Below are 23,208 nucleotides of genomic sequence, written 5' to 3'. Positions count from 1 at the left end.
ATGCGCCGCGCACTCAAGGCCTGGCTGGCCGCCGCGCTGTTCGCGGCGTGCTGGCCCCTCGCGGCGCTGGCCCAGGGGCCGGCGTACATTTCGATCATCATCGATGACCTGGGGCAAAACCCGGTGCGCGATACCCGCGCGCTGAACCTGCCCGGGCCGGTCACCCTCGCGGTGATGCCAGACACCCCCCACGCCGCGGACTTCGCCCGCCAGGCGCACAAGGCGGGTAAAACGGTGATCATCCACATGCCGATGGACCCCGCCGGCGGCCCCTTCGCCTGGCACCCAGCCCTTTCCCCCGAAGAACTGCAAGCCCGCCTGCTGGCCGCGTTCAAGGCGGTGCCCTACGCCGCCGGGCTGAACAACCACGAAGGCAGCCGGATGACCTCACAGCCCGAGGCGATGGCGGCACTGATGGCCACCCTGCAGCAGCGGCGGATGTTCTTTATCGACAGCCGCACCAGCGCCAAAACCGTGGCCGCCGCCAAGGCCCAGGCGATCGGCCTGGCCAGTGCCTCGCGGGACGTGTTCCTCGACGACACGCGCACCGCGGAGGCCATCAGCGGGCAGTTGCAAGCGGCGATCCGCCTGGCGAAGAAGCAGGGTTCAGCCTTGGTGATCGGCCACCCCTACCCGGTCACGCTGGATGTGCTCGAGCGCGAGTTGCCGAAGCTTCAGGCTGAAGGGGTGCGGTGGATACCCGTGCGGCAGCTGATTGCCGAGCGGGGCAACCAGGCCATGGGCGGGCATGGCAAGGGTGGGGTTTACCCGCAGTAACAGGCGAAGGGCCCTTCGCCCGGCACAGCCGGCCTCCCACGGGTAGCGTGTTGGCTCGTAACTCAAGCACTTACACAAATCTGGTGGGAGGCCGTGGTCCGGCACTCCGGCTGTGCCGGGCGATGGGCCCTGAAGCCGATCACCGCACCACGATCCCCCGCGCCGCCATGTAGGCCTTAGCCTCGGGCACCGTGTACTCGCCAAAGTGGAAGATGCTCGCTGCCAGCACGGCGCTGGCGTGGCCTTCGATCACCCCGTCGGCCAGGTGCTGCAGGTTGCCCACACCCCCCGAGGCGATCACCGGGATGCCCAGCGCATCGCTGATGGCGCGGGTCACGCCGAGGTCGAAGCCGTTTTTCATGCCGTCCTGGTCCATGCTGGTCAGGAGGATTTCACCGGCCCCCAGGCCTTCCATTTTTTTCGCCCACTCCACCGCGTCGAGCCCGGTGGGCTTGCGCCCGCCGTGGGTGAAAATCTCCCAGCGCGGGGTTTCGCCCTCGGCGGAGACCTTCTTGGCATCGATGGCCACCACGATGCACTGCGAACCAAAACGCGCCGCCGCCTCGCCGACGAACTCCGGGTTGAACACCGCGGCGGTGTTGATCGACACCTTGTCGGCACCGGCGTTAAGCAGGTTGCGGATGTCTTGCACGGTGCGCACGCCGCCGCCGACGGTCAACGGGATGAACACCTGGCTGGCCATGCGCTCGACGGTGTGCAGGGTGGTGTCCCGGCCATCGACGCTGGCGGTGATGTCGAGGAAGGTGATCTCGTCGGCACCCTGCTCGTCGTAACGGCGAGCGATTTCCACCGGGTCGCCGGCATCACGGATGTTCTCGAACTTGACGCCCTTGACCACCCGGCCGTTGTCGACGTCCAGGCAAGGGATGATGCGCTTGGCCAGGGCCATTGAGGTTCTCCGGTAGAGAGGCAAGCTTCAAGCTGCAAGCACTTGTAGCTTGCAGCTTGCCACTAAAAACTCCGGGCGCTAGCCCGCGTAATTATCACAAAACGCCTGTGCTTCAGCCACGTCCAGGGTGCCTTCGTAGATGGCACGGCCGGTGATGGCGCCGATGATACCGGGGGCGCCGGCCTCGAGCAGGGCCTTGATGTCGCCCAGGTTGTGGATGCCGCCAGAGGCGATCACCGGGATGCGCGTGGCTTCGGCCAGGGCCTTGGTGAAGGGCACGTTGCAGCCCTGCATCATGCCGTCCTTGGCGATGTCGGTGTAGACGATCGCCGCCACGCCGTCTGCTTCGAAACGCTTGGCCAGGTCGATCACCTGCACGCTGCTGACCTCGGCCCAGCCGTCGGTGGCGACAAAGCCGTCTTTGGCATCGAGGCCGACGATCACCTTGCCCGGGAAGGCCTTGCAGGCCTCGGTCACGAATTCCGGCTGCTTGACCGCCTTGGTGCCGATGATCACGTAGCTCACGCCCGCCTTGACGTAGTGCTCGATGGTCTCGAGCGAGCGGATGCCGCCGCCGATCTGGATCGGCAGGGTCGGGTAGCGCTTGGCGATCGCGGTGACCACTTCACCGTTGACCGGCTGGCCTTCAAAGGCGCCGTTCAGGTCGACCAGGTGCAGGCGGCGGCAGCCGGCGTCTACCCACTTGGCGGCCATGCTCACCGGGTCGTCGGAGAACACCGTGGAATCGTCCATGCGGCCTTGGCGCAGGCGTACGCAGGCGCCGTCTTTGAGGTCGATGGCGGGGATGATCAGCATAAGAACACCTTTGACAAGCAGGGGTAAGGGGCAAGCTACAAGCGGCCAGCCCAAGGGCGGCGCGATCGTTTGCAGCTTACGGCTCGAAACGTGGGGCGCTACCAGCGCCCATCCCACGCCACGAAGTTCTGCAGCAACTGCAGCCCATGGGTGTGGCTTTTTTCAGGGTGGAACTGCACGGCGAAGCGCGAGCCCTCGGCCAGCGCCGCGGCGAAATCGACGCCGTAGTGCCCGCGCCCCACCACCTGGCCGGGCTTGCCGGCCTGGATGTAGTAGCTGTGCACGAAATAAAACCGCGCCATGTCGGGGATGCTGTGCCACAGCGGGTGGTCGACCGCCAGGCGGATCTCGTTCCAGCCCATGTGCGGCACCTTCAGGTGCTCGCCGCCTTCCACCAGGTCTTTGCCGAAAAAGCGCACCTGGCCGGGGAACAGGCCGATGCAATCGACCCCGCCGTTCTCTTCGCTGCGCTCGAGCAAGGCTTGCATGCCCACGCAGATACCGAGGAAGGGGCGGTCCTGGCTGACTTCACGCACCAGGCTGTCGAAGCCCAGGTGCTTGATCTCGGCCATGCAGTCGCGGATCGCGCCCACACCGGGGAACACCACGCGGTCGGCCTCGCGAATCACCTTGGCGTCGCTGGTGACCAGCACCTTGCCGGCGCCCACGTGCTCCAGCGCCTTGGCCACCGAGTGCAGGTTGCCCATGCCGTAGTCGATCACCGCTACCGTTTGCATTTACAGCACACCCTTGGTGGAAGGCATTTGCCCGGCCATGCGCTCGTCGACCTCGACGGCCATGCGCAGCGCGCGGCCAAAGGCCTTGAACACGGTTTCGATCTGGTGGTGGGTGTTGGTACCACGCAGGTTGTCGATGTGCAGCGTCACCTGGGCGTGGTTGACGAAGCCCTGGAAGAACTCCTGGAACAGGTCGACGTCGAACCGGCCCACCACCGCGCGGGTGTAGGGCACGTGCATCTGCAGGCCGGGGCGGCCGGAGAAGTCGACCACCACGCGCGACAGCGCTTCGTCGAGCGGCACATAGGCATGGCCGTAGCGGCGAATGCCTTTTTTGTCACCGACTGCCTGGGCAAATGCCTTGCCCAGCGTAATGCCGACGTCTTCGACCGTGTGGTGGTCGTCGATGGCCAGGTCACCCTTGCATTCGATGTCCAGGTCGATCAGCCCGTGCCGGGCGATCTGGTCGAGCATGTGCTCAAGAAAAGGCACGCCAATATCGAACCGGGCCTTTCCGGTGCCATCCAGGTTGATCGAGGCTTTGATCTGGGTTTCCAGGGTGTCGCGCTCGACGAACGCCTTACGTTCGGCCATCACCAGCTCCGCAATGAATCATGGGGCGAAAAGGCGGGCATTATAAGGCCATCCGGGCGTTCTATACAGCGGCAATTGCCCGCCACGCCAAGCGGCGGGCGGGCAATCGAGGGTCAGAAGAGTACAGCGACCTTCTGCAGGGTGACGATCACACCCCAGGCGAGCGGGATGCCCACGGCCAGCCAGGCAGCGATCACCACCGGGCGGGTGCCTGGCGCGGCGTGCCATTCCAGCGCGTTGCTGGCGCCAGCGGCGGTTTTGTCATGGCCGATGGCGCGCTCGGCGGCCAGTTGCTCGTCGGTCATGAAGTACTTGTCGGCCACCGGCCGCACCAGGGCGTTGCAGATGAACCCCACCACCAGCAGGCCGACCAGGATGTACAGGGTTTTGTCGTACACCGCCGCGGGGGCGACACCGGCCTTGAGCTGGTACTCACGCAGGTAGTTGACCAACACCGGGCCCAGCACGCCGGCGGCGGCCCAGGCGGTCAGCAGGCGGCCGTGAATGGCGCCGACCATTTGCGTGCCGAACAGGTCGGCAAGGTAGGCCGGTACCGTGGCAAAACCACCGCCGTACATCGACAGGATGATGCAGAACGCGGTGACGAACAGCACTACGTTGCCCAGGTGGCCAAGGTTCGGTACCAGGCCGTAGAGCGCGGCGCCCAGGGCGAAGAACACGAAGTAGGTGTACTTGCGGCCGATGTAGTCGGAGAACGACGCCCAGAAGAACCGCCCGCCGATGTTGAACAGGCTGAGCAAGCCGGTGAAGCCGGCGGCAATCGCGGCGACCTGCTTGAGCTGGTCAGCGCTGAGTTCCTTGAACGACAGCGTGGTGCCGATCAACTGGCCACCGAACACTTCCTGCAGCAGCGGCGAGGCCATGCCGAGGATGCCGATACCGGCCGAAACGTTCAGGCACAGCACCAGCCATACCAGGGCGAACTGCGGGGTTTTCCAGGCCACGCTGACGTGCACGTGGCGGTCGGTGATCATGCCGCTGGCTTTTTTCGCCGGGGCGGTCCAGCCCTCGGGCTTCCAGCCGGTAGGCGGCACACGGTAGGTGAGCGCGCCGCCGATCATGAAGATGAAGTAGATCAGCGCCATCACCAGGAAGGTTTGCCACACGCCAACATTACCCGGCGCGGCAAAGTAACCCATCAGCGTGGTCGCCAGGGGGGCGCCGACCATCGCGCCGCCACCAAAGCCCATGATCGCCATGCCAGTGGCCATGCCGCGTTTGTCTGGGAACCATTTGATCAGCGTCGACACCGGCGAGATATAACCCAAGCCCAGGCCGATACCGCCGATCACCCCGGAGCCGACCCACATCAGCCAGATTTGGTGGGTGTACACGCCCAGCGCCGAGAGCAGCAGGCCGCCGCACCAGCAAATGGCCGAGACCACACCGGCTTTGCGTGGCCCGGCGTGTTCCAGCCAGCCACCCCAGATGGCCGCCGAGCAGCCGAGGAAGATGAAGAACAGCGTGTAGACCCAGCCCAACAGCGAGATGGGCCAATCGCAGGTGCTCGAAAACACTTGGCTGATGAAGCTCATGTCGGCCGGGCATGCCGTGCCGATGGCTTTGGACAGTGGCAACCAGAACACCGAGAAGCCATAGGCCATGCCGATGCACAGGTGGATGGCCAACGCGGCCGGTGGTACCAGCCAGCGGTTGAAGCCGGGCTTGGCGATGATGCGTTCTTTCGACAGAAAAGACGCTTGAACGGCCTGGTCGCCGTTCGAACTGCTAGAGCTCATTATTATTCCCCCAGATGAGATTGGCTCGATACCTCCCAAGCCGCGCACGATCTTCATGCACGCAAGGCTACGATCGTTTTATCGGCAGGCTTGGTAAAAACGCGACAGTTTGCCGCAGTGAGGCGCGAGAACGGGCGCAAGGTTAACATTTGTTTCAGCCGTTACAATCAAACTGCCAGCACCTTTTTCGCCCTTCTGTGACGCTGTTGGCCAGTCCCACCCATGGCGCAAGCCTAGCCAATGCAGGAACCGCCTGCCGGCCAGCCGGTCCCAGGCTGCTGTGGTTTTAACCACGATGGCGCTGCGCCTATACTGGGCCGCCCTCTTTTAAGAACTGACCGACAAGGACCCGCCATGAAAGCCTTCGGCAAGATAATGGGGATCTTCGTGCTCGGGTTGTTGCTGATCCTGGTAGCGTTGGGCTTCGCCCTGACCCACCTGTTCGATCCCAACGACTACAAAGACGAAATCCGCCAACTGGCCCGTGACAAGGCCCACGTTGAGCTGACCCTCAACGGCGACATCGGCTGGAGCCTGTTCCCCTGGCTGGGCCTTGAGCTGCACGACGCCAGCGTGGCCACCTTGCAGCAGCCCACTACGCCGTTCGCCGACCTGCAACTGCTCGGGCTGTCGGTACGGGTGCTGCCGCTGCTGCGCAAGGAAGTGCAGATGAGCGACATCCGCGTCGAGGGCCTGAACCTGAAACTGGCCCGCGATGCCAATGGCCACGGCAACTGGCAAGACATCGGCAAGCCCCTGGCCAGCGCCGATGCCCCTGCCGGCGGCCAGCCCGCCGGCAGCGACCCCGCGGCGGAAAAACCCGCCAGCAACGAGCGCCCGGTCAAGCTCGACATCGACAGCCTGACGGTGAACAACGCCACCGTGAGCTACAGCGACGAGCAAAGCGGGCGCAACTTCAACGCTGAAAGCATCCAGCTGAGCACCGGCGCGGTGCACGAGGGCGCGGACATTCCGCTCAAGCTGACCGCCTTTATCGGCACCAACCTGCCGCAGATGCGCGCCCGCACCGAGCTGGCCGGGCAACTGCGCTTCGACCGCGCGCTCAAGCGTTACCAGTTCGAAGACATGCGGTTGTCTGGCGAGGTGTCTGGCGAGCCACTGCAAGGCAAGACCGTGACCTTCTCGACCCAGGGCCAACTGCTGGCAGACCTGGCCGCCAACGTGGCGGACTGGAGCAACCTGAAGCTGGCCGCCAACCAGATGCGCGCTCTCGGCGAGCTGCACCTGCGCAACCTCGACAGCGACCCGCAGCTTTCTGGCGCGCTGTCTATCGCCCAGTTCGACCTGCGCGCCTTCCTCGACGGCCTGGCCCAACCCCTGCCCGCCACCGCCGACCCGGCCGCGCTGACCTCGGTCGAGCTGGTCGCACGGCTGCAAGGCTCGAAAAACAGCCTGGCCCTGGAAGACCTCACCGCCAAGGTAGACGGCGCCACTTTCAATGGCCGCCTGGCCGTGGATGATTTCGCCAAGCAAGCCGTGCGCGCCCAGCTCAAGGCCGACCGCTTCAACGCCGACCGCTACCTGCCGCCAGCGAGCAAAAACGCCGAAGGCCAGGCCGCCGCGCGCAAGGCCGAGGTGCAAGGCACCGAGGAGCAAGCCGTGGCCGGCGCCGGCACTACGCCGCTGCCGGATGCACCGAGCAAGGGCGCCTGGAGCGATGACCGCCTGCTGCCGGTCGAGCGCCTGCGCAGCCTGGACCTGAACGCCGACCTGGCCTTCGGGCAGCTCACGCTGAAGAAGCTCGCCATCGACAACGCCGTGCTCAAGGCGCAAAGCCAAGGCGGCCTGGCCACCCTGCAAACCCTCGGCGGCGAGATTGCCAACGGCCGCTTCGAAACCCACGGCACCCTCGATGCCCGCGGCGACACCCCCAAACTGGCCCTGCAAACCCAGTTGCAACGGGTGCCGGTAGAGCTAGTGTTGAAGGCCCAGAACCCCGAGCCACCGGTGCGCGGCGCGCTGACCCTGAACAGCGACTTCAGCGCCAGCGGCAACAGCCAAAAAGCGCTGGTCGACAGCCTCAATGGCGACGGCCGCTTCACCCTCGAGAACGGCGTGCTGGTCAATGCCAACCTCGACCAACAGCTGTGCCAGGGCATCGCCACCCTCAACCAGAAAAGCCTGAGCAGCGAGCCACGCGGCAAAGACACCGCCTTCCGCCAGCTCGCCGGCAGCCTGAGCATTCGCAACGGCGTGGCCAACAACCCAGACCTCAAAGCAGCGATCAACGGCCTGAGCGTGAACGGCCAGGGCGACATCGACCTGCGCACCCTGGGCATGGACTACACCGTGGGCGTGGTGGTCGAAGGCGACAAGAGCGACCTGCCCGACCCGGCCTGCCAGGTGAACGACCGCTTCGCCAACATCGAAGTGCCGATCCGCTGCCGTGGCCCGCTGGAACTGGGCGCCAAGGCCTGCCGCATCGACCGCCAGGGGCTGGCCAGCGTGGGCGCGCAACTGCTGCGCAACCGCGTTGAAGACAAGCTCGACGAAAAACTCGGAGATAAAGTGAGCCCGCAAGTCAAAGACGCGCTCAAGGGGCTGTTCAACCGATGAGCCCCGAGCAGTTTTCCGGCGCCGTGCTGGACTGGTACGACACCCACGGCCGCCACCACCTGCCCTGGCAACAGGGCATCACCCCGTACCGGGTGTGGGTGAGCGAAATCATGTTGCAGCAAACCCAGGTGAGCACCGTGCTGGGCTACTTCGACCGCTTCATGGAGGCCTTGCCCACCGTGCAAGCGCTGGCCGAGGCGCCTGAAGACGAAGTGCTGCACCTGTGGACAGGCCTGGGCTACTACACCCGCGCGCGCAACCTGCAAAAGGCCGCGCAGCAGGTGGTGCGCGAGCACGGCGGGGAATTCCCCCGCGATGTAGAGCAACTGCAAAGCCTGCCCGGCATCGGCCGCTCCACCGCCGGGGCGATCGCCAGCATCAGCATGGGCCTGCGCGCGCCGATCCTCGACGGCAACGTGAAACGCGTGCTGGCGCGCTTCACCGCCCAGCATGGCTACCCCGGTGAACCGGCGGTGGCCAAGGCCCTGTGGGCCACGGCAGAGCGCTACACCCCCCAGGCCCGGGCCAACCACTACACCCAGGCGATGATGGACCTGGGCGCCACCCTGTGCACCCGCAGCAAGCCCACCTGCCTGCTGTGCCCGGTGCAACAGGGCTGCCGCGCCAACCTGCTCGGCGAACAGGGCCGCTTCCCCGAACCCAAGCCGCGCAAGGCGATCCCCCATCGCAGCACGCTGATGCCGCTGCTGGCCAACGAAAGCGGCGCCATCCTGCTTTACCGGCGGCCCTCCAGCGGCCTTTGGGGCGGGCTGTGGAGCCTGCCAGAGCTCGACACCGTGGCCGACATCGAGCACCTGGTCGAACAGCACGCGCTGGTGCAACTGGGCGCCCGCCAACTGCCGGGGCTGACCCACACCTTCAGCCACTTCCAACTGGCCATCGAGCCCTGGCTGGTGCGGGTGCAGGCCCACGCCGCGCCCGTGGTCGAGGCCGACTGGCTCTGGTATAACCTCGCCACCCCGCCACGCCTGGGCCTGGCCGCCCCGGTCAAGAAGCTGCTCAAGCACGCCGCCGAGGCCCTCACTGGAGAACCGCAATGACCCGCACCGTACTGTGCCGCAAGTACAACGAACAACTGCCCGGCCTGGAACGCCCGCCCTACCCGGGCCCGAAAGGCGAAGACATCTACAACCACGTGTCGCAGAAGGCCTGGGCCGACTGGCAGAAGCACCAAACCCTGCTGATCAACGAACGCCGCCTGAACATGATGAACGCCGAAGACCGCAAATTCATCACCCAGGAGATGGACAAATTCCTCTCCGGCGAGGAATACGCCAAGGCTGACGGCTACGTGCCGCCCTCTGAATGAGGCCCGCGGGCGTAAGCGGCGGGATTAATTGAAATTTTTTTCAACTCGCGCTTGACGCGCCCCTGAAAAACCCGTTTAATGCGCCCCGTTGCCCAGGTAGCTCAGTCGGTAGAGCAGGGGATTGAAAATCCCCGTGTCGGCGGTTCGATTCCGTCCCTGGGCACCACTCATACCGAAAAGCCCCCGAGATCGTGAGATGTCGGGGGCTTTTTTCATTGGCCAGGCGTGGCGCCCCGCACCCCATGCGCTGCTTAGTAGTGATAACGCAGCTGCGCAATCACCAGGTCGCCGCCAATGGCCTTGTAGACCATCCGATGCTCATCGGTGATGCGCCTTGACCAATATCCCGCCAAGGCGTGCTTCAGCGGCTCCGGTTTGCCCCGCCCTTCAAAAGGCTGCCGCTGCGCCTCTTTGATCAGCGCGTTGATTCTAAGAAGGACCTTGCGGTCATGTGCTTGCCAGTAGAGGTAATCTTCCCACGCAGCATCTGAAAAAATCAGCCTCATTCAGCCAGGGGCCTTTCAACGCCCGCACCGGCCTCCAGTTGCTCGATCGCCTTGATCAAGCGCTTGGCATTGGCCGGGCTACGCAGCAGGTAGGCCGTTTCGGCCAGGGCCTGGTAGTCGTCCAGCGCCATCAGGACCACGGACGGCTGGCCATTCCGGGTTATGATGAGTGCTTCGTGGTCATCGCATACGCGGTCCATCGTTTTAGCCAGGTTGGCCCGGGCCGCCGTGTAAGAAATAGCGTCCATTTGCGCCTCCTCTGCAAGTACAGAAACCTGTACAGTTTTGGCACCCCCACATTGCGCCGTCAAGCGTGCGAACATTTGAACCTCCTCGGTGACGTTTAGCTTCTGCAACGCCCCGCATTCTTCCAGAAGGACACCCCCATGCCCTCCCCTCGCAAACAGCAGAAACAAAAGCGCCGGGCCTCGACCAAGGCCAAGGAAAAGCGCATCGCCCGCAACAGTGGTGGCGAGCGCCGTGATCCTTTTGCCGCGGTGCCATCGGACGACCCGCTGAACGAGCAGGGCAACATCACCCCCGACACCCTGCTGTCGGCCATGGAAGACAGCGGCGAGCTGGTCGAGCTGTTCGAAACCCTGGCTGCCGAGCATGCCAAGGGCCAGCAGGCGCTGTGCGAGGCGTTCCTGACCATCCCGCCGATGCTGCGCCTGGTGCAGATCTGGGAAGAGCAAGACCTCACCGACTTCATCTTCGGCTTCCTGATCAGCTACAAGCAGTGGCGCGACAACGTCGACGACGAGCAGGCGGTGGAATGGCTCGAGAGCGAAGCGTTCCAGCGTGACTACGTGGCGGCTTCCGAAGCGATTGCCGCGCGCGCCTGATCGTTGGAGAATCAGCGCGTTCGCTGCCCCTTCCACGCCCGTAAGGAACTTCGATGAAACGGCTGCTCGTACTGTTCGCCCTGACCTTGTTGCAACCTGCCTTCGCCCTGGCCGACGCCAGTTGGTCGGCGCGGCAGACCACCGAAAAGTTCTACGCCTGGTACATGGACAGCTTCAGCAAGGACCAAGCGCCGCTGAACGACGACGTGGCGCAGATGAAGCAGTACGTGGCCGACGCCCTGCTCGATGACCTGCGCAAGCAGATGAACAGCGACGAGGGCCTGGAAGAGGACTACTTCGTTAAGTCCCAGGACTACGACGACACCTGGCTGACCCACATCAAGGTGGTTGAGCGCAGCGCCAAGGCCAGCAGCGCCACCGAAGAAGTCACCCTGGGCACCACCCAGGACAACAGCGTGATCGTCAGCGTGACCCTTGCCAAGGGCAAGGACGGCTGGCGCATCACCAAGGTCGACCCGATCAAGACCGGCATCACCCCGGACTGAAGCGGGTTTACCGAACCTTTACGTTTTCCAGACAGCGCCTTACACGCCTTCGGGGTTTCATACACCTACGGCGAACGGTTAAGTCGCCCAAGGAGAACGCCATGTTTTCGAAGATGACCAAAATTCTGCTGCTGTCTGGCTGCCTGATCGGCGCCGGGGTGGCATCCACCAACGCCTCGGCGCAGCCCAGCGACGTGATCGTCCCGGCCCTGGCCGGTGCCGCAGTGGGGGCGATCATCGCCGGTTCGCTCGACAACGGTGGGCACCATCACCGCGACCACTATGACCGCGGCTACTACCGCGCACCGCCACAGCCGGTGTACTACCAGCCGCGCCCGGTGTACTACGCGCCGCCGCCACCGCGCCCACGGGTGGTGTACTACCAACCGGCACCGCCGCCGCCAGCGTACTGGCACCGCGGCGGCTGGTAACCGCCCAGGCATGAAAAAAGCCGCCACCCTGATCGGGGTGGCGGCTTTTTTGTGCCCGGCGGGAGGGCCAGCCCGTCAGCCGGCGGCTACTGGGGCACCGGCCTTGCGGCGGCGATCAACGATCAACCCAGCCACCACCACACCCACGGTGAGGATGCCAGTCGCGACGATCTCGGAACGGTGCCCTTCGCCCATGGCCATCACCCCCAGCACGGCGATGATGAACACGATCACCGCGTAGGTCAGGCCTGGGAACAGCCACATGCGGAACTGCAGCTGCTCACCGCGGGCCTCGGCGTTGCGGCGCATGCGCAGCTGCGAGAAGGCGATCACCAGGTACACCAGCAGGGCGATGGCGCCGGAGCTGGCGATCAGGAAATCGAACACCTCGGCCGGGGCCACGTAGTTGGCGAACACTGCCGCGAAGGCCGCGGCGGTCGACAGCAGCACGGCCACGTACGGGGTGCCGGCGCGCGAGGTGCGCTGGGCAGCAGCCGGGGCGTCGCCACGCTTGCTCAGCGAGAACAGCATGCGCGACGAGGTGTACAGCGCCGAGTTCAGGCAGCTGGTCACGGCAACCAGTACCACGAGGTCGACGATCAGCTTGGCGTGGGGGATGCCGATCAGGTCGAGCACCGCCTGGTACGAGCCGATCTGCGGCAGGCTTGGCGAGTTCCACGGCACCAGCGCCACGACCAGGAAGATCGACACGAGGTAGAACAGGAAGATCCGCCAGATCACCGAGTTGGTGGCCTTGGAGATCTGCTTGCCCGGCTCGCGGGATTCCGCCGCGGCGATGGTCACGATCTCGGTACCCATGAACGAGAACATGGTGGTCAGCATGGCCGCCACCACCGCACCGAGGCCGTTGGGCATGAAGCCCTGGGTATCGGTCAGGTGGCTGATGCCAGACACCTGGCTACCTGGGAACCAGCCGAACATCGCGACTAGGCCAACGACGATGAAGCCGATGATCGCCAGCACCTTGAGCAAGGCGAACCAGAACTCGAACTCGCCGTAGTTCTTCACACTGAACAGGTTGGTGATGGTCAAGGCAATGGTGATGACCAGGGTGTATACCCAGATTTCGATGCCCGGGAACCACGAATGCAGGATGGCCGCGGCGGCGTTGGCCTCCAGTGGGATGACCAGCACCCAGAACCACCAGTACAGCCAGCCGATGGTAAAGCCGGCCCAGTGGCCAATGGCGCGGTCAGCGTAGGTGGAGAACGAACCGGTGTCGGGTTGCGCGACGGCCATTTCACCGAGCATGCGCATCACCAATACCACCAGTGTTCCGGCAGCGGCATAAGCCAGAAGTACCGCGGGGCCCGCGGCAGCGATCGCCTTGCCCGAGCCGATGAACAGGCCCGCGCCGATTACCCCGGCGATAGAGAGCATGGTCACGTGGCGCTGCTTGAGCCCCTGTGCCAGGCCGTTGTTTTGTGTATTGCTCATAGGACTTACCTTCAGCAGGAAAAAGCGAACCTCCGGCGGGCACTGCAGCTTTTCGTAAAAAGAAAACAACACGCCGTTGCGAATAATTTACGCAAGATTCAAGCCAGAATGTTCCCCTGAAGGCCCTGGGCCAAGCCCTGCGGGCCTTCCAGGGCCCTCAGCGGCCCTTTGCAACACAGGCCCGAGAAAACCGCTATTACCGGAATTCCCAAAAACGGGCGCATGATCGCACCAATTCGAGGCAAGGGTAACACCTTGGAACAAAAACGGTGCAACCGCTCGGCGCAACCGGGTGCAGTGTGCGGCGCAAGGCTTTTTTCGCCATTGGCCGTTGCCACGCGTGATGTTTTTGCACTAAACGCTGTCGAAGGCTGCAACTGGATCGTTTTTTTCGTGGAGCACGTGTAGATGCTGAGACTTTTCGCCTGGCTGCTCATCCCCCTCCTCGCCGCCGGCAGCGCCCAGGCCGCGGAGAAACTGCGCATGGGCATGGAAGCCAACCACCCGCCGTTCAACAACACCGACGACAGCGGCCAGGTGGTCGGCTTCGACGCCGACCTCGGCCAGGCGCTGTGCGCCAAGATGAAGGTCGAGTGCGAGATCGTGGTGGTGCCGTTCGACCAGTTGATCCCGGCACTGGACGCCAACCAGTTCGACTTCATCATGTCGTCGCTGTCGATCACCCCCGAGCGCAAGCAGATCGTCGACTTCACCGACCCCTACTACGAGAACCGCTTGCAGTTCCTCGCCGCGCCCGAAACCTCCGTGAGCAATGACCCCGCCAGCCTGATGGGCAAGAAGATCGGCGCCCAGCGCGAAACCCTGGCCGCCGAATGGGTGCAGGGCAACGCCAGCCAGGTGGCCGACGTACAGCTGTTCGATAACCAGGACGACCTCTACAACGCCCTGGCTACCGACCAGATCGACGCCGCCCTGACCGACAAGTACGCCGCCTACGAATGGCTGCGCACCGACGCCGGCAAGCGCTACGAGCTCAAGGGCGACCCGGTGGAGAACAGCGACCAGATCGGCATCGCCGTGCGCCAGAACGACACCCTGCGCGCGCGCCTGAACCTCGCGCTCAAGGATGTGATCGCCGACGGCACCTTCAAGCGCATCAACGACAAGTATTTCCCGTTCAGCATCCGATGAACGCAGCGGGGCTACAGGGGCACTTCGAGGCGCTGGGGCGGTTTTTGAGTGAGCACCAGGGGCTGTGGCGCCCGGCGCCGTTCACCGTGCTGGCCTGCGCCTGGGAGCGCCAGCACCCGGCGCTGGCCGATTGGCTGCGCCAGCACAGCGTTGAACACGCCGACGCCGCCCAGGCCAACCCGTACGCCCTGCCAGCCCCCGCGCCCTACCCGGCCCTCGCCGAGCACGCCCAGGCGCTGTGCGAACTGCCCGCCCTGCCCAGCGCCGCCGTTGCCGCGCCGCCCCAGGGCCTGGCCACTGGCGTGCCCGGGCGCAAGTGGGCGCAGATAGAAGCCTTCGCCAGCCACCTGATGTTTGCCGCGCCCACGCGGCAGTGGCTCGACTGGTGCGCCGGCAAAGGTTACCTGGCGCGCCGGCTGGCAGCCGGTGGCGCCCCGGCGCGCTGCCTGGAGTGGGACCCAGCCTTGGTCAGCGCCGGCCAGGCCCTGAGCGAACGCCACGGCCTGGCGGTGCAGCACCTGGCCCAGGACGTACTCGCCGCCGGCGCCGCCGAGCAAGTACCGGCCGGCAGCACGCCGGTGGCGCTGCACGCGTGTGGCGACCTGCACCTGCGCCTGTTGGCCCTGGCCCGGCAGGCCGGCTACCCGCAACTGGCCATCGCCCCCTGTTGCTACAACCGCACCCAGGCCGAGCAATACCAGCCGTTATCCCGCGCCGGCCAGGCCAGCGGTTTGCACCTGAGCCGGCAAGACCTCGCCCTGCCCGCCAGTGAAGCGGTCACCGCCGGCCGCCATGTGCGCCGCCAGCGCGACCAATCGATGGCCTTCCGGCTGGCCTTCGACCTCTGGCAGCGCGCCCTCGGCGGCCATGACCGGTACCTGAACACCCCTTCGGTGCCGGTGGCCTGGTTGCACAAGCCGCTGCGCCAGTGGTGCCTCGACATGGCCGCCGTGAAGGGCCTGGCGGTGGCCACCGAGCCCGACTGGGCGCACCTCGAGCAGCAGGGTTGGGCCCGGCTGGCCCAGGTGCGCAACCTCGAACTGCTGCGCAACCTGTTCCGCCGCCCGCTGGAACTGTGGCTGGTGCTGGACCGCGCGCTGTATTTGCAAGAGGCCGGCTACCAGGTGCAGGTGGGCACCTTTTGCCCTCCGGCGCTCACGCCACGCAACGTGATGATCCTCGCCGAGCGGCGTTGAAACCTGTGGATAACTCTGTGCGTAAACCTGTGATAACGCGCACCCAAGCGCGCGCCCGCAGGCCGCTTCAACACCTGGCCGGGCCCGCTCGGATCGCCCATGGCGGGGCTTGCTGCTGGCACGCTGCCCATCCCCATGCAGGCAAAACGCTTTAGACCGATTGTGAATAACTATTCAGCGGTGGCGGTTCGCCTCGAGGATTTCGGCCAGGTCGATCACTGAGCGCACTTCGAATTTGCGTAGCAGCCGGCGCTTGTGCGAGCTCACGGTTTTGTTGCTGATATTGAGCATGCCGCTGATCCCCACGTTGCTGACCCCCAGCGCCAGGTAATGCAGCACCTGCAGCTCGCGCGGCGACAGCCCCGCCAGCACTTCGGCGTGCTTGGCCGCTTCCGCCCGAGGGGGCGCCATCTGGCTGGCCTCGCGGGCAAAGAAGATAAACCCACAGCGCAGCGCTTCGACCGCCAGCAGCAGGTGCTCCAGGCCATGGCGCTTGCACAGGTAGGCCATGGCCCCGGCACGCAGGCAGCGCGGGCCGTAGTGCTCGCCGAGGTGGGCACTGAGCACCAACACCTTGGGCTGGCGGGCCAGGGTCAGCAGCCGGTCGAGCACCTGCAGGCCACTGATGCCGGGCATATCGAGGTCAAGCACGAGCAGGTCGGGCTCGAGCCGGCGCACGCCCTTGAGCGCACTGATGCCATCGCCGGCCTCGCCCACCACTGAAATGTCCGCCCGCTCCAGGGTGCGGCGCACCACCGTGCGGATGAAAGGGTGGTCGTCGGCGATGAATGCGGTTTGCATGGTGTGGCTCCTAAAGGCCGGCATCGAAGATGAACGTGACGAAACCGGACCACTGCTTGCCCCGCGCCTCGTACAGCGGCCGGGTGTTTTCCATGGCCAGGGCGAAGGCGCCATTGAAGTGCCCCGCGCTGACCGAGTAACCCCACTCGCGGCCAGTGCCGGTGGGCCTGCCTTCGCCCGGGTAGCCCGGGGCCAGGTTGGGCGCGCCGGCCCAATCCAGTTTGATGTCGAACGGCGCCAGCGTCGCGGTGCCGGGCGCGCTCAACGCGCAGCGCTGGTCCGGGGCCTGGGTGCCACAACGGTACCCCACGCGGAACGAGCCATTGGTGTTGAGCTCGAACGGCACCCGCGCGTACATCGGCTCGGCCCCTTCCGGCACCCCGCCGCCCGCCGGCTGCAAGGCGATGGTGGTTGCCGGGTCGGGGAAGGTCACCCCCAGCTCGTAGCCCACTTCCAGCTCGAATTCCATCACCGCGCTGCCCAGCGAGATGGCCGCGCCCTGGCCCAGGGCGAAATCCTGCGCGCCCGCCCCAGTGGGCACGGCGCTGAACTGCAGCTGGCCCTTGTAGATACCGGCTGGGATCAGGTTGGCAGGGCGGGCCATCTCCAGCCGGTAGGCCGGGTAGAAATAGCCGTGGAACGACCACGGTTGGCGGCGGGTACTGCTGGTGTTGACCAAGCACTGAGCGCCGGCCTGTGGGGCGGTTACGTACCAATGGGAGTCAACTGTTTGGTTGGGCAGGTAGGTGGCGATCAAACTGCAGCCGTTGCCCACGGTGCCGCTGAAGGCATTGGGAGTAACGCTGGTCACGCTCACCAGGTAGTGGCGGGCGCCGTAGAAGCTCAGGGTTACCTCCACCGTGTTGCTGCCTGATCGCAACGTGACCGTTTGCGCGGGGGGAAACTTCACGCTGTAGTTATCCGCCCAGGCCGTGGAGCCCAAGGTCAAGGTGCGGTCGAACTCAAAAAAATAGCGCCCAGGGGAATCCTCGTTGATGCCGCACTTGTCGTTGTTGCAGAAGTTGCCACGGCTTTTGCCGTACAGGCGAATGTTGCCCGGGGCCGTAGGGTCGTAGCCCATCGATACCTTGAATACGTCGGCCTGGCAGGGCGCCAACACCAGTGCCAGCCACAAACATGCTGCCCCCCCACCCCTCAGGTACTTCATGCTCCCTCCTCCGGGTAGCGCATTCCGCGCACTTTTTCGCCCTCGACCAGGTTGAACCGGTAGTGCTGGCCGTTGCCAGGCAGCAGCGTGTGCGCCTGGCCGGGGCGCAGGTGTAGCTTTTGCCCCAGCGCGCACGGCTGCGCCGGGTCGCCACATTGGCGCAGGTTATCCAACAGCACCGTGGCGTTGCCGGCATTGCGCAGGGTCAAGCCCTGGGCAGACGGCTCAATTTGGGTGAGATAGTGGGTCTCGCGCGGCCGCACGATCAGCACCGCGCCGATTCCCTTGAGCACCTGCACCCCGGCGCCCAGCGCCTCCTGGTAGCGCGCCACTTCATCTTCGGCCAGGGTAAAGCCACTGCCCGCACCGGGTAGCACCGGCACATAGCGCACGCGAAAGTAGCGCTCGCGGTCACGGGCGCCACGGAAAATCAGCCTGACGCTGTGAAACCCCTTCGCCGGGATGATGAACTGCGCCGGCGTACCGAGCAGTGCACGCTGTAAACCCTGCGCCGGCAGCGGCAGTTCGGCCAGTTGGCCGTCGGCGCCGAAGGCCATTTCCGCCAACTCTAATTGCACGAAGGCGGTGTGCTCGCCGAAGTTCTCTACCTGCTGGGCCAGGCTGCTGCGCTCGGCCGGCAGGTAGCTGTACAGCGCGCCCAGGTTAAGGTCAGGCCCGGCTTGGGCGCTGAGCGGCGCCCAACACAGTACCGCCACGGCCCAATGGCGCAGCGCGGCCAGGCACTTCATAGGCCCGCCTCGAAAATCAACGTGAGGGTGCCGCTAAACAGCCGGTCGCGGGCCTTTTGCAGGGCGGCGGGATCCTCCACGCGCAGGTTGAACGCCCCCTGGTTGGCGGTCAGGGTGGGCACATAGCCAAACGTGCGGCCATTGCCGTTCGGCGTGCCCTGCTCGGTATAGCCGGGGGCAATCTCAACGGGCGTATTCCACGCCAGCGCGACCTCATAGGGGTGCTGGTTGCCACTGTACTGGCCGGTCAAGGTGCAGCGGCCATCGGCACTGACGGTGCCGCAACGGTAACTGACGCGGAATGGGCCATTGCTGTCGAGCTCGAACGGCACTCGCCCTTCAAGGTGGGTTGGCACCTGGTTCCATTGCGACCATCGGTTCCATTCACTCTGCCCACCCGGCGGCATCAGGCTTACCTCGTCGCCCTTGGGCAGGCGCACGGCCAGCGCTGGGTTGACCGTCAGGGTGATGTCGAAACCTACGCTAGAGGTGCTGATGTAGCCGTCACCGTTGCGGATTTGCCCTACCTGGAAGTCTGTACCCTCCTGCCCTACCGTGAACAAGGCTTGGCCACGGTACATCCCGTTGGCGGGCTGTTGCCCCGGCAGCAGCTCGGCCTGATAGATACCCTCCAGCTCGCTGCTATAGGTAACGGTGTAGTTGTCTGTGCTCTCGCGCAACGCAAACCAGCACAACTGGCTGGTGCCTGGCGCGTCGAGCATCCAGTTCACCTTCATCGCCGGCGGGGCGCCCAGGGTTCGCCGCTGGCTGCAGCCGGCGTTCACATTGTTGTTGAGCGCCGGGTGCAGCGGGTAATCCGTGTTGACCCCCAGGTAACTGCCGAGGAAGGTCAACTTCAGTTGCAGGGTTGCCCCGCTATCGGATACCAACTGTACCGTGCGCGGTGCTGGCAGCCTCAGCATGAACCCCAGATAGATGCTCGCGCTCCGGTAAAACCAGGCGATGCGCCTGTAATCGAACAACCGGGCTGCGTCTACGTTGGCCGCGCAGGGTTCTTGGCCGCAGTAATCAGAGGGGTTGCGAACGCTTACCCGAAGCGCTTCCCGCGCCTGGCTGGGAGCATATTCGAGCAGCAACGGTACGGTGGCGGCCGCCGAGGGCACGCTTGCCAGTATCACTGGCAACAGGCAGGCCATACGTTTGAGCCAAGGGGTCGGCATGGGTTTTTCCTTCACAACTGGGTGTCGAACACGACCGTGACATCACCGGACCACTGCTTGCCGCGTGCGGTGAACAGTGGGCTGGAGTCATCCATCACAAAGTTGAACACCCCCGGGTAACGGCCCATGGACGCGGCATAGCCGAAGGTCCTGCCCTGCCCGTTCGGCTGGCCCTCGGCAGGGTAGCCGGGGGCCAGCGGCGGTGCGTTGTCCCAGTTCAGGGTGATGGTGAACGGCGCGCGAGTATGGTTGCTGAAGGTGCCAAGGGCGCAGCGGCCATCATCGGCGAGGGTGGCGCAGCGGTAACTGACGCGAAACGGCGCATTGGTGGTGACGGAGAACGGCGCGCGGGCGCGCAGCACGGGCGGCCGGCTACCCGGTGCCCAGCTATCCCAGCCGCCGGCCGGCAGCAGCTCAAGGGTGTCGACCGGTTCGGTGAACCCTGCCTGGAGGTCCCGCTCCACGGTCATCTCGAAGTTCAGGGTGAAGCTGTAGTCGTGCACGCTGGAATTACGGCCTACGTCGAAATCCGGCCCGGCGCCATTGGTGACGTGATACACCAGCGACCCGGTATATACCCCCGCTGGCAAGCGCGGGTAGCCGGCTATCGACAACCGGTAGGCGGGCCCGGCTTCTACGTCCGCGGTCCAGGTCCGGTAGGCCATTGAGGCCGTGTCGATCCGGCAATGGCTGGTGTTCTCCGCTGAGTTTGGCTTCCAGATCACCCCCAGGTAATTACTACCCAGGTAGTAGTAATCCTGATTGCAGCCGGCCGCCATGTTGCCCTGAAACGGGTTGGCACCCATGCCGGTTTGCGCACTAGGGTACGGGCGCAAGTGCAGGGCAAACATTTCAACCTTCAGCTCGACGCTGGCGCTGCCAGAGGTTAACCGCAGCGTACGCTGCCCTGGCATTTGCATGGAAAAGTGCCGGCTGGTGTCTGGGGTACCCAGGGTCACGGTGCGGTCGTACTTGAACAGCGTTTGCGACCCCTCGTTGCTCGCACAGCGCCTGAGCGCGCAATAGGACGAATACGGGGCGTCGACGATTTTCAGCGCGTCAACAGTTCGCGGGTTGTACGCCAGGCGCACGGTGGCGGCCATCGTGGCGCAGGTGCCGAACACCCCCAGCAAGCACAGGCACAGACCCATCAAGCGCTTCATGCATCACCTCCTTCGGCGCCGGCAGTGGCGGCCACGTCTTTGGGCTGGCACAGCAGGTCGCCCATCAGCAACAGGTCGTTGTCGCGCTCGCCGCGGGCGGTGTCGACCGTGACCAAACAGCGCCGCTTGCCGTGGCGCACCTCCAGGGTGGGGGTGGCCTGGGCCATCTCGACCGCGAAGAAACCATCGGCCTCGCTGACGCTGCGGCTGGCGTGGTTCATCACCACCGCGCCAGGCAACGGTTGGCCGTGGTCGTCCAGCAGCCGGCCGATCACCGTGACCGTGCGCCGCACGAACACCTTCTGGTAGGCCACGCCGCCCTTGTTCACGTGGTAGCTCACCACCTGCGGCGCCAGCGCCACCGGTTCGCTGCCGTCGCCGCGCACGTTGAAGCGCAACCGGCCGGGGCGGTAAGGGGTGAGCGGTACCAGGTTGCGGCCCGGCTTGAGCCGCCCGGAGGCGCCGCCGTCGTCGAAGGTGGTGAGGGCGATGTCGTCCACTTCACTCACCACATCGACCACCATGCCGGCACGGTAGTCCACCCGGTCGCCGCTGGTAGCAACGTGTTGGCCGCCGACGGCGACGAGGTTGTCGAGGTTCAGGCCGCCGCCCCAGTCGCCGTCGTAGGAGGAGCTTTGCAGGTAGGCATCGCCGGCCACCCAGCGGTTCTGGAAGGTCGCCCGGCCGCCGACGCCAACGCCGTAGCTGTCCTGGTTGAGGGTGGCGGTAACGCTATCTATGAACGGCCCGCTGACCTGATGCTGGTAGTTCAGCGAGGCGGTTTGCTCGCGGCCGCCATCGCGGGCGGTGCGGTTGCCCACGCTGCCGTACAGCGAGTCGCCCTTGCCGCCGAGGGCCAGGGTGAGGCTGAGGTCGATGCCGCGGTTGCGTTCATCGCCGCTGCTGTAGCCACCGGGGCGATCGAACAGCGACAGCGTCCAGGTGCTGTCGGTGCCGAACAGGCGGGTGCGTTGTATCCAGGATACGTCGGCCCCAGCGCCGGTTTGCGCGCCTTGGTCGTAGGTGACCCGCGCCGAAAAGGTGCCGCTGGGGGTGACCTGGTGCTGCCAGTTCAGCGCGCTTTGCTCGGTGCGCTGCACCACCCGCCGGTAACGCGGGTTGAAGAACACCGGCAGGCGGTCGTCATAGGTGCGCCAGTACATCCATGAGCGGCTGTAGCTGGCCACCAGGTTGCCGCCGTTGTAGCTGTAGATCGCCTGCACATCGAGACCATCACCACGGCCCTGGGTACGGTAAACGTTGGCGTAGGTGCGCAGCGCGCTGGCCAGCGTCCAGTCCAGCGACAAGCCATATTGCATGCTGCCCTGCAGGTGCTCGGCGCTCATGCCGAGGATCGCCCGCGGGTGCAGCAGGTAGTTGGCGATCACCCCAGCGTTCAGGCCTTCGTCGCGCTCGTACTGCCAGTTGCTCGCCAACTCATGGCCCTTGCCGGCATATACGTTGTAGCGCCAACGCTGGCTGAGGTCGCGCCATTGGGTGGGCTTGTACACAAACTCCTCCGTGGTCGAGGTGACCCGGCCATCCTCGACCACCCGCACTTCCACTGAGTAGATCCCGCCCGGCAGTTTGCGCGTGTCCAGCGCCTGCAGCCCGGGCTGCACCGGCTGGCTGTAAAGCAGGCTGCCATCGCGGTACAGCTCGATGGTCGCCGGGCGGTTGGGGGTTACGTAAATGGGCGTGGCGCTGGGCTGCGGGTTGCTCACCGCCAAGGTGTCGCTGCTGCCGTACATCACCCCCAGGGTGCCTTCGGGCATGCCCAGCAGCGTGCGCGGCTGGCGGCTCAAGCCCTGGGCGCTGGGGGTGAAGTAACCCAGCCGAAGAAAGCGGTCGGCGTTCACGTGGTCGCCATACAGGCTGCGCAGGCGGTAGCGGTCGGTTTGGTTGTAATCGGTTTTGCTGCGGTCGAGCTGGCCTTCGGCAACGCCCGTCCACACCCCGAGGTTGGCCGTGGCGGTGCTGCTGAAGCTGGTGTACTGGGTGCGCTCGCTGCCGGCGGCGTTGAGGCGGTTGCGCAGCAGCAGGCCACTGCCCTGCTCGGGCAGGCTGTGGTAACGCGGCTGGCCGTCGTCGTTCTCGGCCTCGGCGGTGAGGATCGACAACGCCGAGCGTTGCAGGCTGTACTCCAGCGCCAGCAGTTGCCCAGGGCATTTTTGCGTACAGGCGCCCAAGGGCGTTGCCACGGCAAGGGCTTCGAGCCAGCGGTCGCGGCGCTCGGCCGAGACTTTGGAGTCTGCCACGCTGGTGTACTTGAGCAACTGCACGCTGTTGTCGCGCCCGAGCATCAGCATGGCATCGGCCATGTAGCGGCCGTTGAGGTCGACGCGCACCGCCAGCGGCACATCAAAAAAATGGTCGCGAAATTCAGCCGGCAGGTTTTTCGCCTGCGCCAGCAGGTCAGGCAAAGGCGCGCTGGCGCCTGGCGTAGCGTGGGCGCTGAGCACGCCGAGGGCGGCCGCGCAGGCGCAGGCCAGCCGCAGTGAAGGGTTCGCAGACACAACAGGTTTCCCATCCAGAAAAAAGAGGCGGGCCC

23 protein-coding genes and 1 tRNA gene are annotated in these 23,208 nt (G+C 65.3%); 10 read left to right on the top strand and 14 right to left on the bottom strand.

Going from position 1 to position 23,208, the window contains the following annotated elements; translation table 11 throughout:
• On the top strand, nucleotides 1-777 hold the full coding sequence (locus ACFZCE_RS09105) for a divergent polysaccharide deacetylase family protein (protein ID WP_390938152.1): 777 nt from the start codon (nucleotides 1-3) through the stop codon (nucleotides 775-777).
• A gap of 139 nt (nucleotides 778-916) precedes the next feature.
• Here the strand turns inward: ACFZCE_RS09105 and hisF are convergent, their stop codons facing one another.
• The 5 genes from hisF to ACFZCE_RS09080 form a co-directional block, all read right to left on the bottom strand.
• On the bottom strand, nucleotides 917-1,687 hold the full coding sequence (gene hisF / locus ACFZCE_RS09100; RefSeq protein ID WP_390938150.1) for an imidazole glycerol phosphate synthase subunit HisF: 771 nt from the start codon (nucleotides 1,685-1,687) through the stop codon (nucleotides 917-919).
• A gap of 78 nt (nucleotides 1,688-1,765) precedes the next feature.
• Complete coding sequence (hisA, locus tag ACFZCE_RS09095) at nucleotides 1,766-2,503, bottom strand: 1-(5-phosphoribosyl)-5-[(5-phosphoribosylamino)methylideneamino]imidazole-4-carboxamide isomerase (protein ID WP_390938148.1); 738 nt, start codon at nucleotides 2,501-2,503, stop codon at nucleotides 1,766-1,768.
• Between the two features lie 98 nt (nucleotides 2,504-2,601).
• The gene (gene hisH / locus ACFZCE_RS09090; RefSeq protein WP_390938146.1) at nucleotides 2,602-3,240 is read right to left on the bottom strand and encodes an imidazole glycerol phosphate synthase subunit HisH; all 639 of its coding nucleotides are present in this window, start codon (nucleotides 3,238-3,240) and stop codon (nucleotides 2,602-2,604) included.
• On the bottom strand, nucleotides 3,241-3,834 hold the full coding sequence (hisB, locus tag ACFZCE_RS09085) for an imidazoleglycerol-phosphate dehydratase HisB (protein WP_390938144.1): 594 nt from the start codon (nucleotides 3,832-3,834) through the stop codon (nucleotides 3,241-3,243).
• Between the two features lie 113 nt (nucleotides 3,835-3,947).
• The gene (locus ACFZCE_RS09080) at nucleotides 3,948-5,594 is read right to left on the bottom strand and encodes an MFS transporter (protein ID WP_390938142.1); all 1,647 of its coding nucleotides are present in this window, start codon (nucleotides 5,592-5,594) and stop codon (nucleotides 3,948-3,950) included.
• A gap of 354 nt (nucleotides 5,595-5,948) precedes the next feature.
• Here ACFZCE_RS09080 and ACFZCE_RS09075 point away from each other — a divergent pair, with 354 nt between their 5' ends.
• From ACFZCE_RS09075 to ACFZCE_RS09060, 4 genes are all read left to right on the top strand, one after another.
• Complete coding sequence (locus tag ACFZCE_RS09075; RefSeq protein WP_390938140.1) at nucleotides 5,949-8,171, top strand: AsmA family protein; 2,223 nt, start codon at nucleotides 5,949-5,951, stop codon at nucleotides 8,169-8,171.
• On the top strand, nucleotides 8,168-9,232 hold the full coding sequence (gene mutY, locus ACFZCE_RS09070) for an A/G-specific adenine glycosylase (RefSeq protein ID WP_390938138.1): 1,065 nt from the start codon (nucleotides 8,168-8,170) through the stop codon (nucleotides 9,230-9,232). Before ACFZCE_RS09075 ends, mutY begins: the two co-directional genes overlap by 4 nt.
• The gene (locus tag ACFZCE_RS09065) at nucleotides 9,229-9,501 is read left to right on the top strand and encodes an oxidative damage protection protein (protein WP_390938136.1); all 273 of its coding nucleotides are present in this window, start codon (nucleotides 9,229-9,231) and stop codon (nucleotides 9,499-9,501) included. The genes mutY and ACFZCE_RS09065 overlap by 4 nt, the downstream gene beginning before the upstream one ends.
• Nucleotides 9,502-9,591: 90 nt before the next feature.
• A tRNA-Phe gene (locus ACFZCE_RS09060) sits at nucleotides 9,592-9,667 on the top strand.
• Between the two features lie 85 nt (nucleotides 9,668-9,752).
• On the opposite strand, the gene ACFZCE_RS09055 is transcribed toward ACFZCE_RS09060, so the two are convergent.
• Together ACFZCE_RS09055 and ACFZCE_RS09050 are read right to left on the bottom strand one after the other, a co-directional pair.
• Nucleotides 9,753-10,007, bottom strand: a complete 255-nt coding sequence (locus ACFZCE_RS09055; protein ID WP_390938134.1) for a Txe/YoeB family addiction module toxin — start codon at nucleotides 10,005-10,007, stop codon at nucleotides 9,753-9,755.
• The gene (locus ACFZCE_RS09050) at nucleotides 10,004-10,255 is read right to left on the bottom strand and encodes a type II toxin-antitoxin system prevent-host-death family antitoxin (RefSeq protein WP_390938636.1); all 252 of its coding nucleotides are present in this window, start codon (nucleotides 10,253-10,255) and stop codon (nucleotides 10,004-10,006) included. The genes ACFZCE_RS09055 and ACFZCE_RS09050 overlap by 4 nt, the downstream gene beginning before the upstream one ends.
• A gap of 138 nt (nucleotides 10,256-10,393) precedes the next feature.
• Here ACFZCE_RS09050 and ACFZCE_RS09045 point away from each other — a divergent pair, with 138 nt between their 5' ends.
• The 3 genes from ACFZCE_RS09045 (at nucleotide 10,394) to ACFZCE_RS09035 (ending at nucleotide 11,789) form a co-directional block, all read left to right on the top strand.
• The gene (locus ACFZCE_RS09045) at nucleotides 10,394-10,852 is read left to right on the top strand and encodes a hypothetical protein (RefSeq protein WP_390938132.1); all 459 of its coding nucleotides are present in this window, start codon (nucleotides 10,394-10,396) and stop codon (nucleotides 10,850-10,852) included.
• A gap of 53 nt (nucleotides 10,853-10,905) precedes the next feature.
• Nucleotides 10,906-11,358 (top strand): DUF3828 domain-containing protein, encoded by a 453-nt coding sequence (locus tag ACFZCE_RS09040; RefSeq protein ID WP_390938130.1) that lies wholly within the window; start codon nucleotides 10,906-10,908, stop codon nucleotides 11,356-11,358.
• 101 nt (nucleotides 11,359-11,459) lie between these two features.
• A complete protein-coding gene (locus ACFZCE_RS09035; RefSeq protein ID WP_390938128.1) occupies nucleotides 11,460-11,789 on the top strand; it encodes a hypothetical protein in 330 nt (109 codons plus the stop codon).
• 75 nt (nucleotides 11,790-11,864) lie between these two features.
• On the opposite strand, the gene gabP is transcribed toward ACFZCE_RS09035, so the two are convergent.
• Complete coding sequence (gabP, locus tag ACFZCE_RS09030; protein WP_390938126.1) at nucleotides 11,865-13,247, bottom strand: GABA permease; 1,383 nt, start codon at nucleotides 13,245-13,247, stop codon at nucleotides 11,865-11,867.
• A gap of 408 nt (nucleotides 13,248-13,655) precedes the next feature.
• On the opposite strand from gabP, the gene ACFZCE_RS09025 reads away from it, so the two are divergent.
• Nucleotides 13,656-14,399: a transporter substrate-binding domain-containing protein gene (locus ACFZCE_RS09025; RefSeq protein WP_390938124.1), complete on the top strand. Its 744-nt coding sequence runs from the start codon at nucleotides 13,656-13,658 to the stop codon at nucleotides 14,397-14,399.
• Nucleotides 14,396-15,595 carry a methyltransferase gene (locus ACFZCE_RS09020; RefSeq protein ID WP_390938122.1) on the top strand — a complete coding sequence of 400 codons (1,200 nt, stop codon included), beginning with the start codon at nucleotides 14,396-14,398 and terminating at the stop codon, nucleotides 15,593-15,595. The genes ACFZCE_RS09025 and ACFZCE_RS09020 overlap by 4 nt, the downstream gene beginning before the upstream one ends.
• A 174-nt stretch (nucleotides 15,596-15,769) precedes the next feature.
• Here the strand turns inward: ACFZCE_RS09020 and ACFZCE_RS09015 are convergent, their stop codons facing one another.
• From ACFZCE_RS09015 to ACFZCE_RS08990, 6 genes are read right to left on the bottom strand one after another with little or no spacing between them, the layout of a single operon-like run.
• Nucleotides 15,770-16,396 carry a response regulator gene (locus ACFZCE_RS09015; protein WP_390938120.1) on the bottom strand — a complete coding sequence of 209 codons (627 nt, stop codon included), beginning with the start codon at nucleotides 16,394-16,396 and terminating at the stop codon, nucleotides 15,770-15,772.
• Between the two features lie 10 nt (nucleotides 16,397-16,406).
• Nucleotides 16,407-17,564, bottom strand: coding sequence for a hypothetical protein (locus ACFZCE_RS09010; protein WP_390938118.1), 1,158 nt, complete (start codon nucleotides 17,562-17,564; stop codon nucleotides 16,407-16,409).
• Nucleotides 17,561-18,313 (bottom strand): molecular chaperone, encoded by a 753-nt coding sequence (locus ACFZCE_RS09005; protein WP_390938116.1) that lies wholly within the window; start codon nucleotides 18,311-18,313, stop codon nucleotides 17,561-17,563. The genes ACFZCE_RS09010 and ACFZCE_RS09005 overlap by 4 nt, the downstream gene beginning before the upstream one ends.
• The gene (locus tag ACFZCE_RS09000) at nucleotides 18,310-19,494 is read right to left on the bottom strand and encodes a hypothetical protein (protein WP_390938114.1); all 1,185 of its coding nucleotides are present in this window, start codon (nucleotides 19,492-19,494) and stop codon (nucleotides 18,310-18,312) included. The genes ACFZCE_RS09005 and ACFZCE_RS09000 overlap by 4 nt, the downstream gene beginning before the upstream one ends.
• A gap of 11 nt (nucleotides 19,495-19,505) precedes the next feature.
• Nucleotides 19,506-20,657 (bottom strand): hypothetical protein, encoded by a 1,152-nt coding sequence (locus ACFZCE_RS08995; protein WP_390938112.1) that lies wholly within the window; start codon nucleotides 20,655-20,657, stop codon nucleotides 19,506-19,508.
• Nucleotides 20,654-23,173, bottom strand: a complete 2,520-nt coding sequence (locus tag ACFZCE_RS08990; RefSeq protein ID WP_390938110.1) for a CS1-pili formation C-terminal domain-containing protein — start codon at nucleotides 23,171-23,173, stop codon at nucleotides 20,654-20,656. Before ACFZCE_RS08990 ends, ACFZCE_RS08995 begins: the two co-directional genes overlap by 4 nt.
• Nucleotides 23,174-23,208 lie beyond the last annotated feature (35 nt).

Origin of the sequence: Pseudomonas sp. NPDC007930 (assembly GCF_042958985.1) — a bacterium.
Classification (GTDB): domain Bacteria; phylum Pseudomonadota; class Gammaproteobacteria; order Pseudomonadales; family Pseudomonadaceae; genus Aquipseudomonas.
Note: the sequence above shows the minus strand (reverse complement) of the source record. Positions and strands in the feature narration are given on the sequence as shown.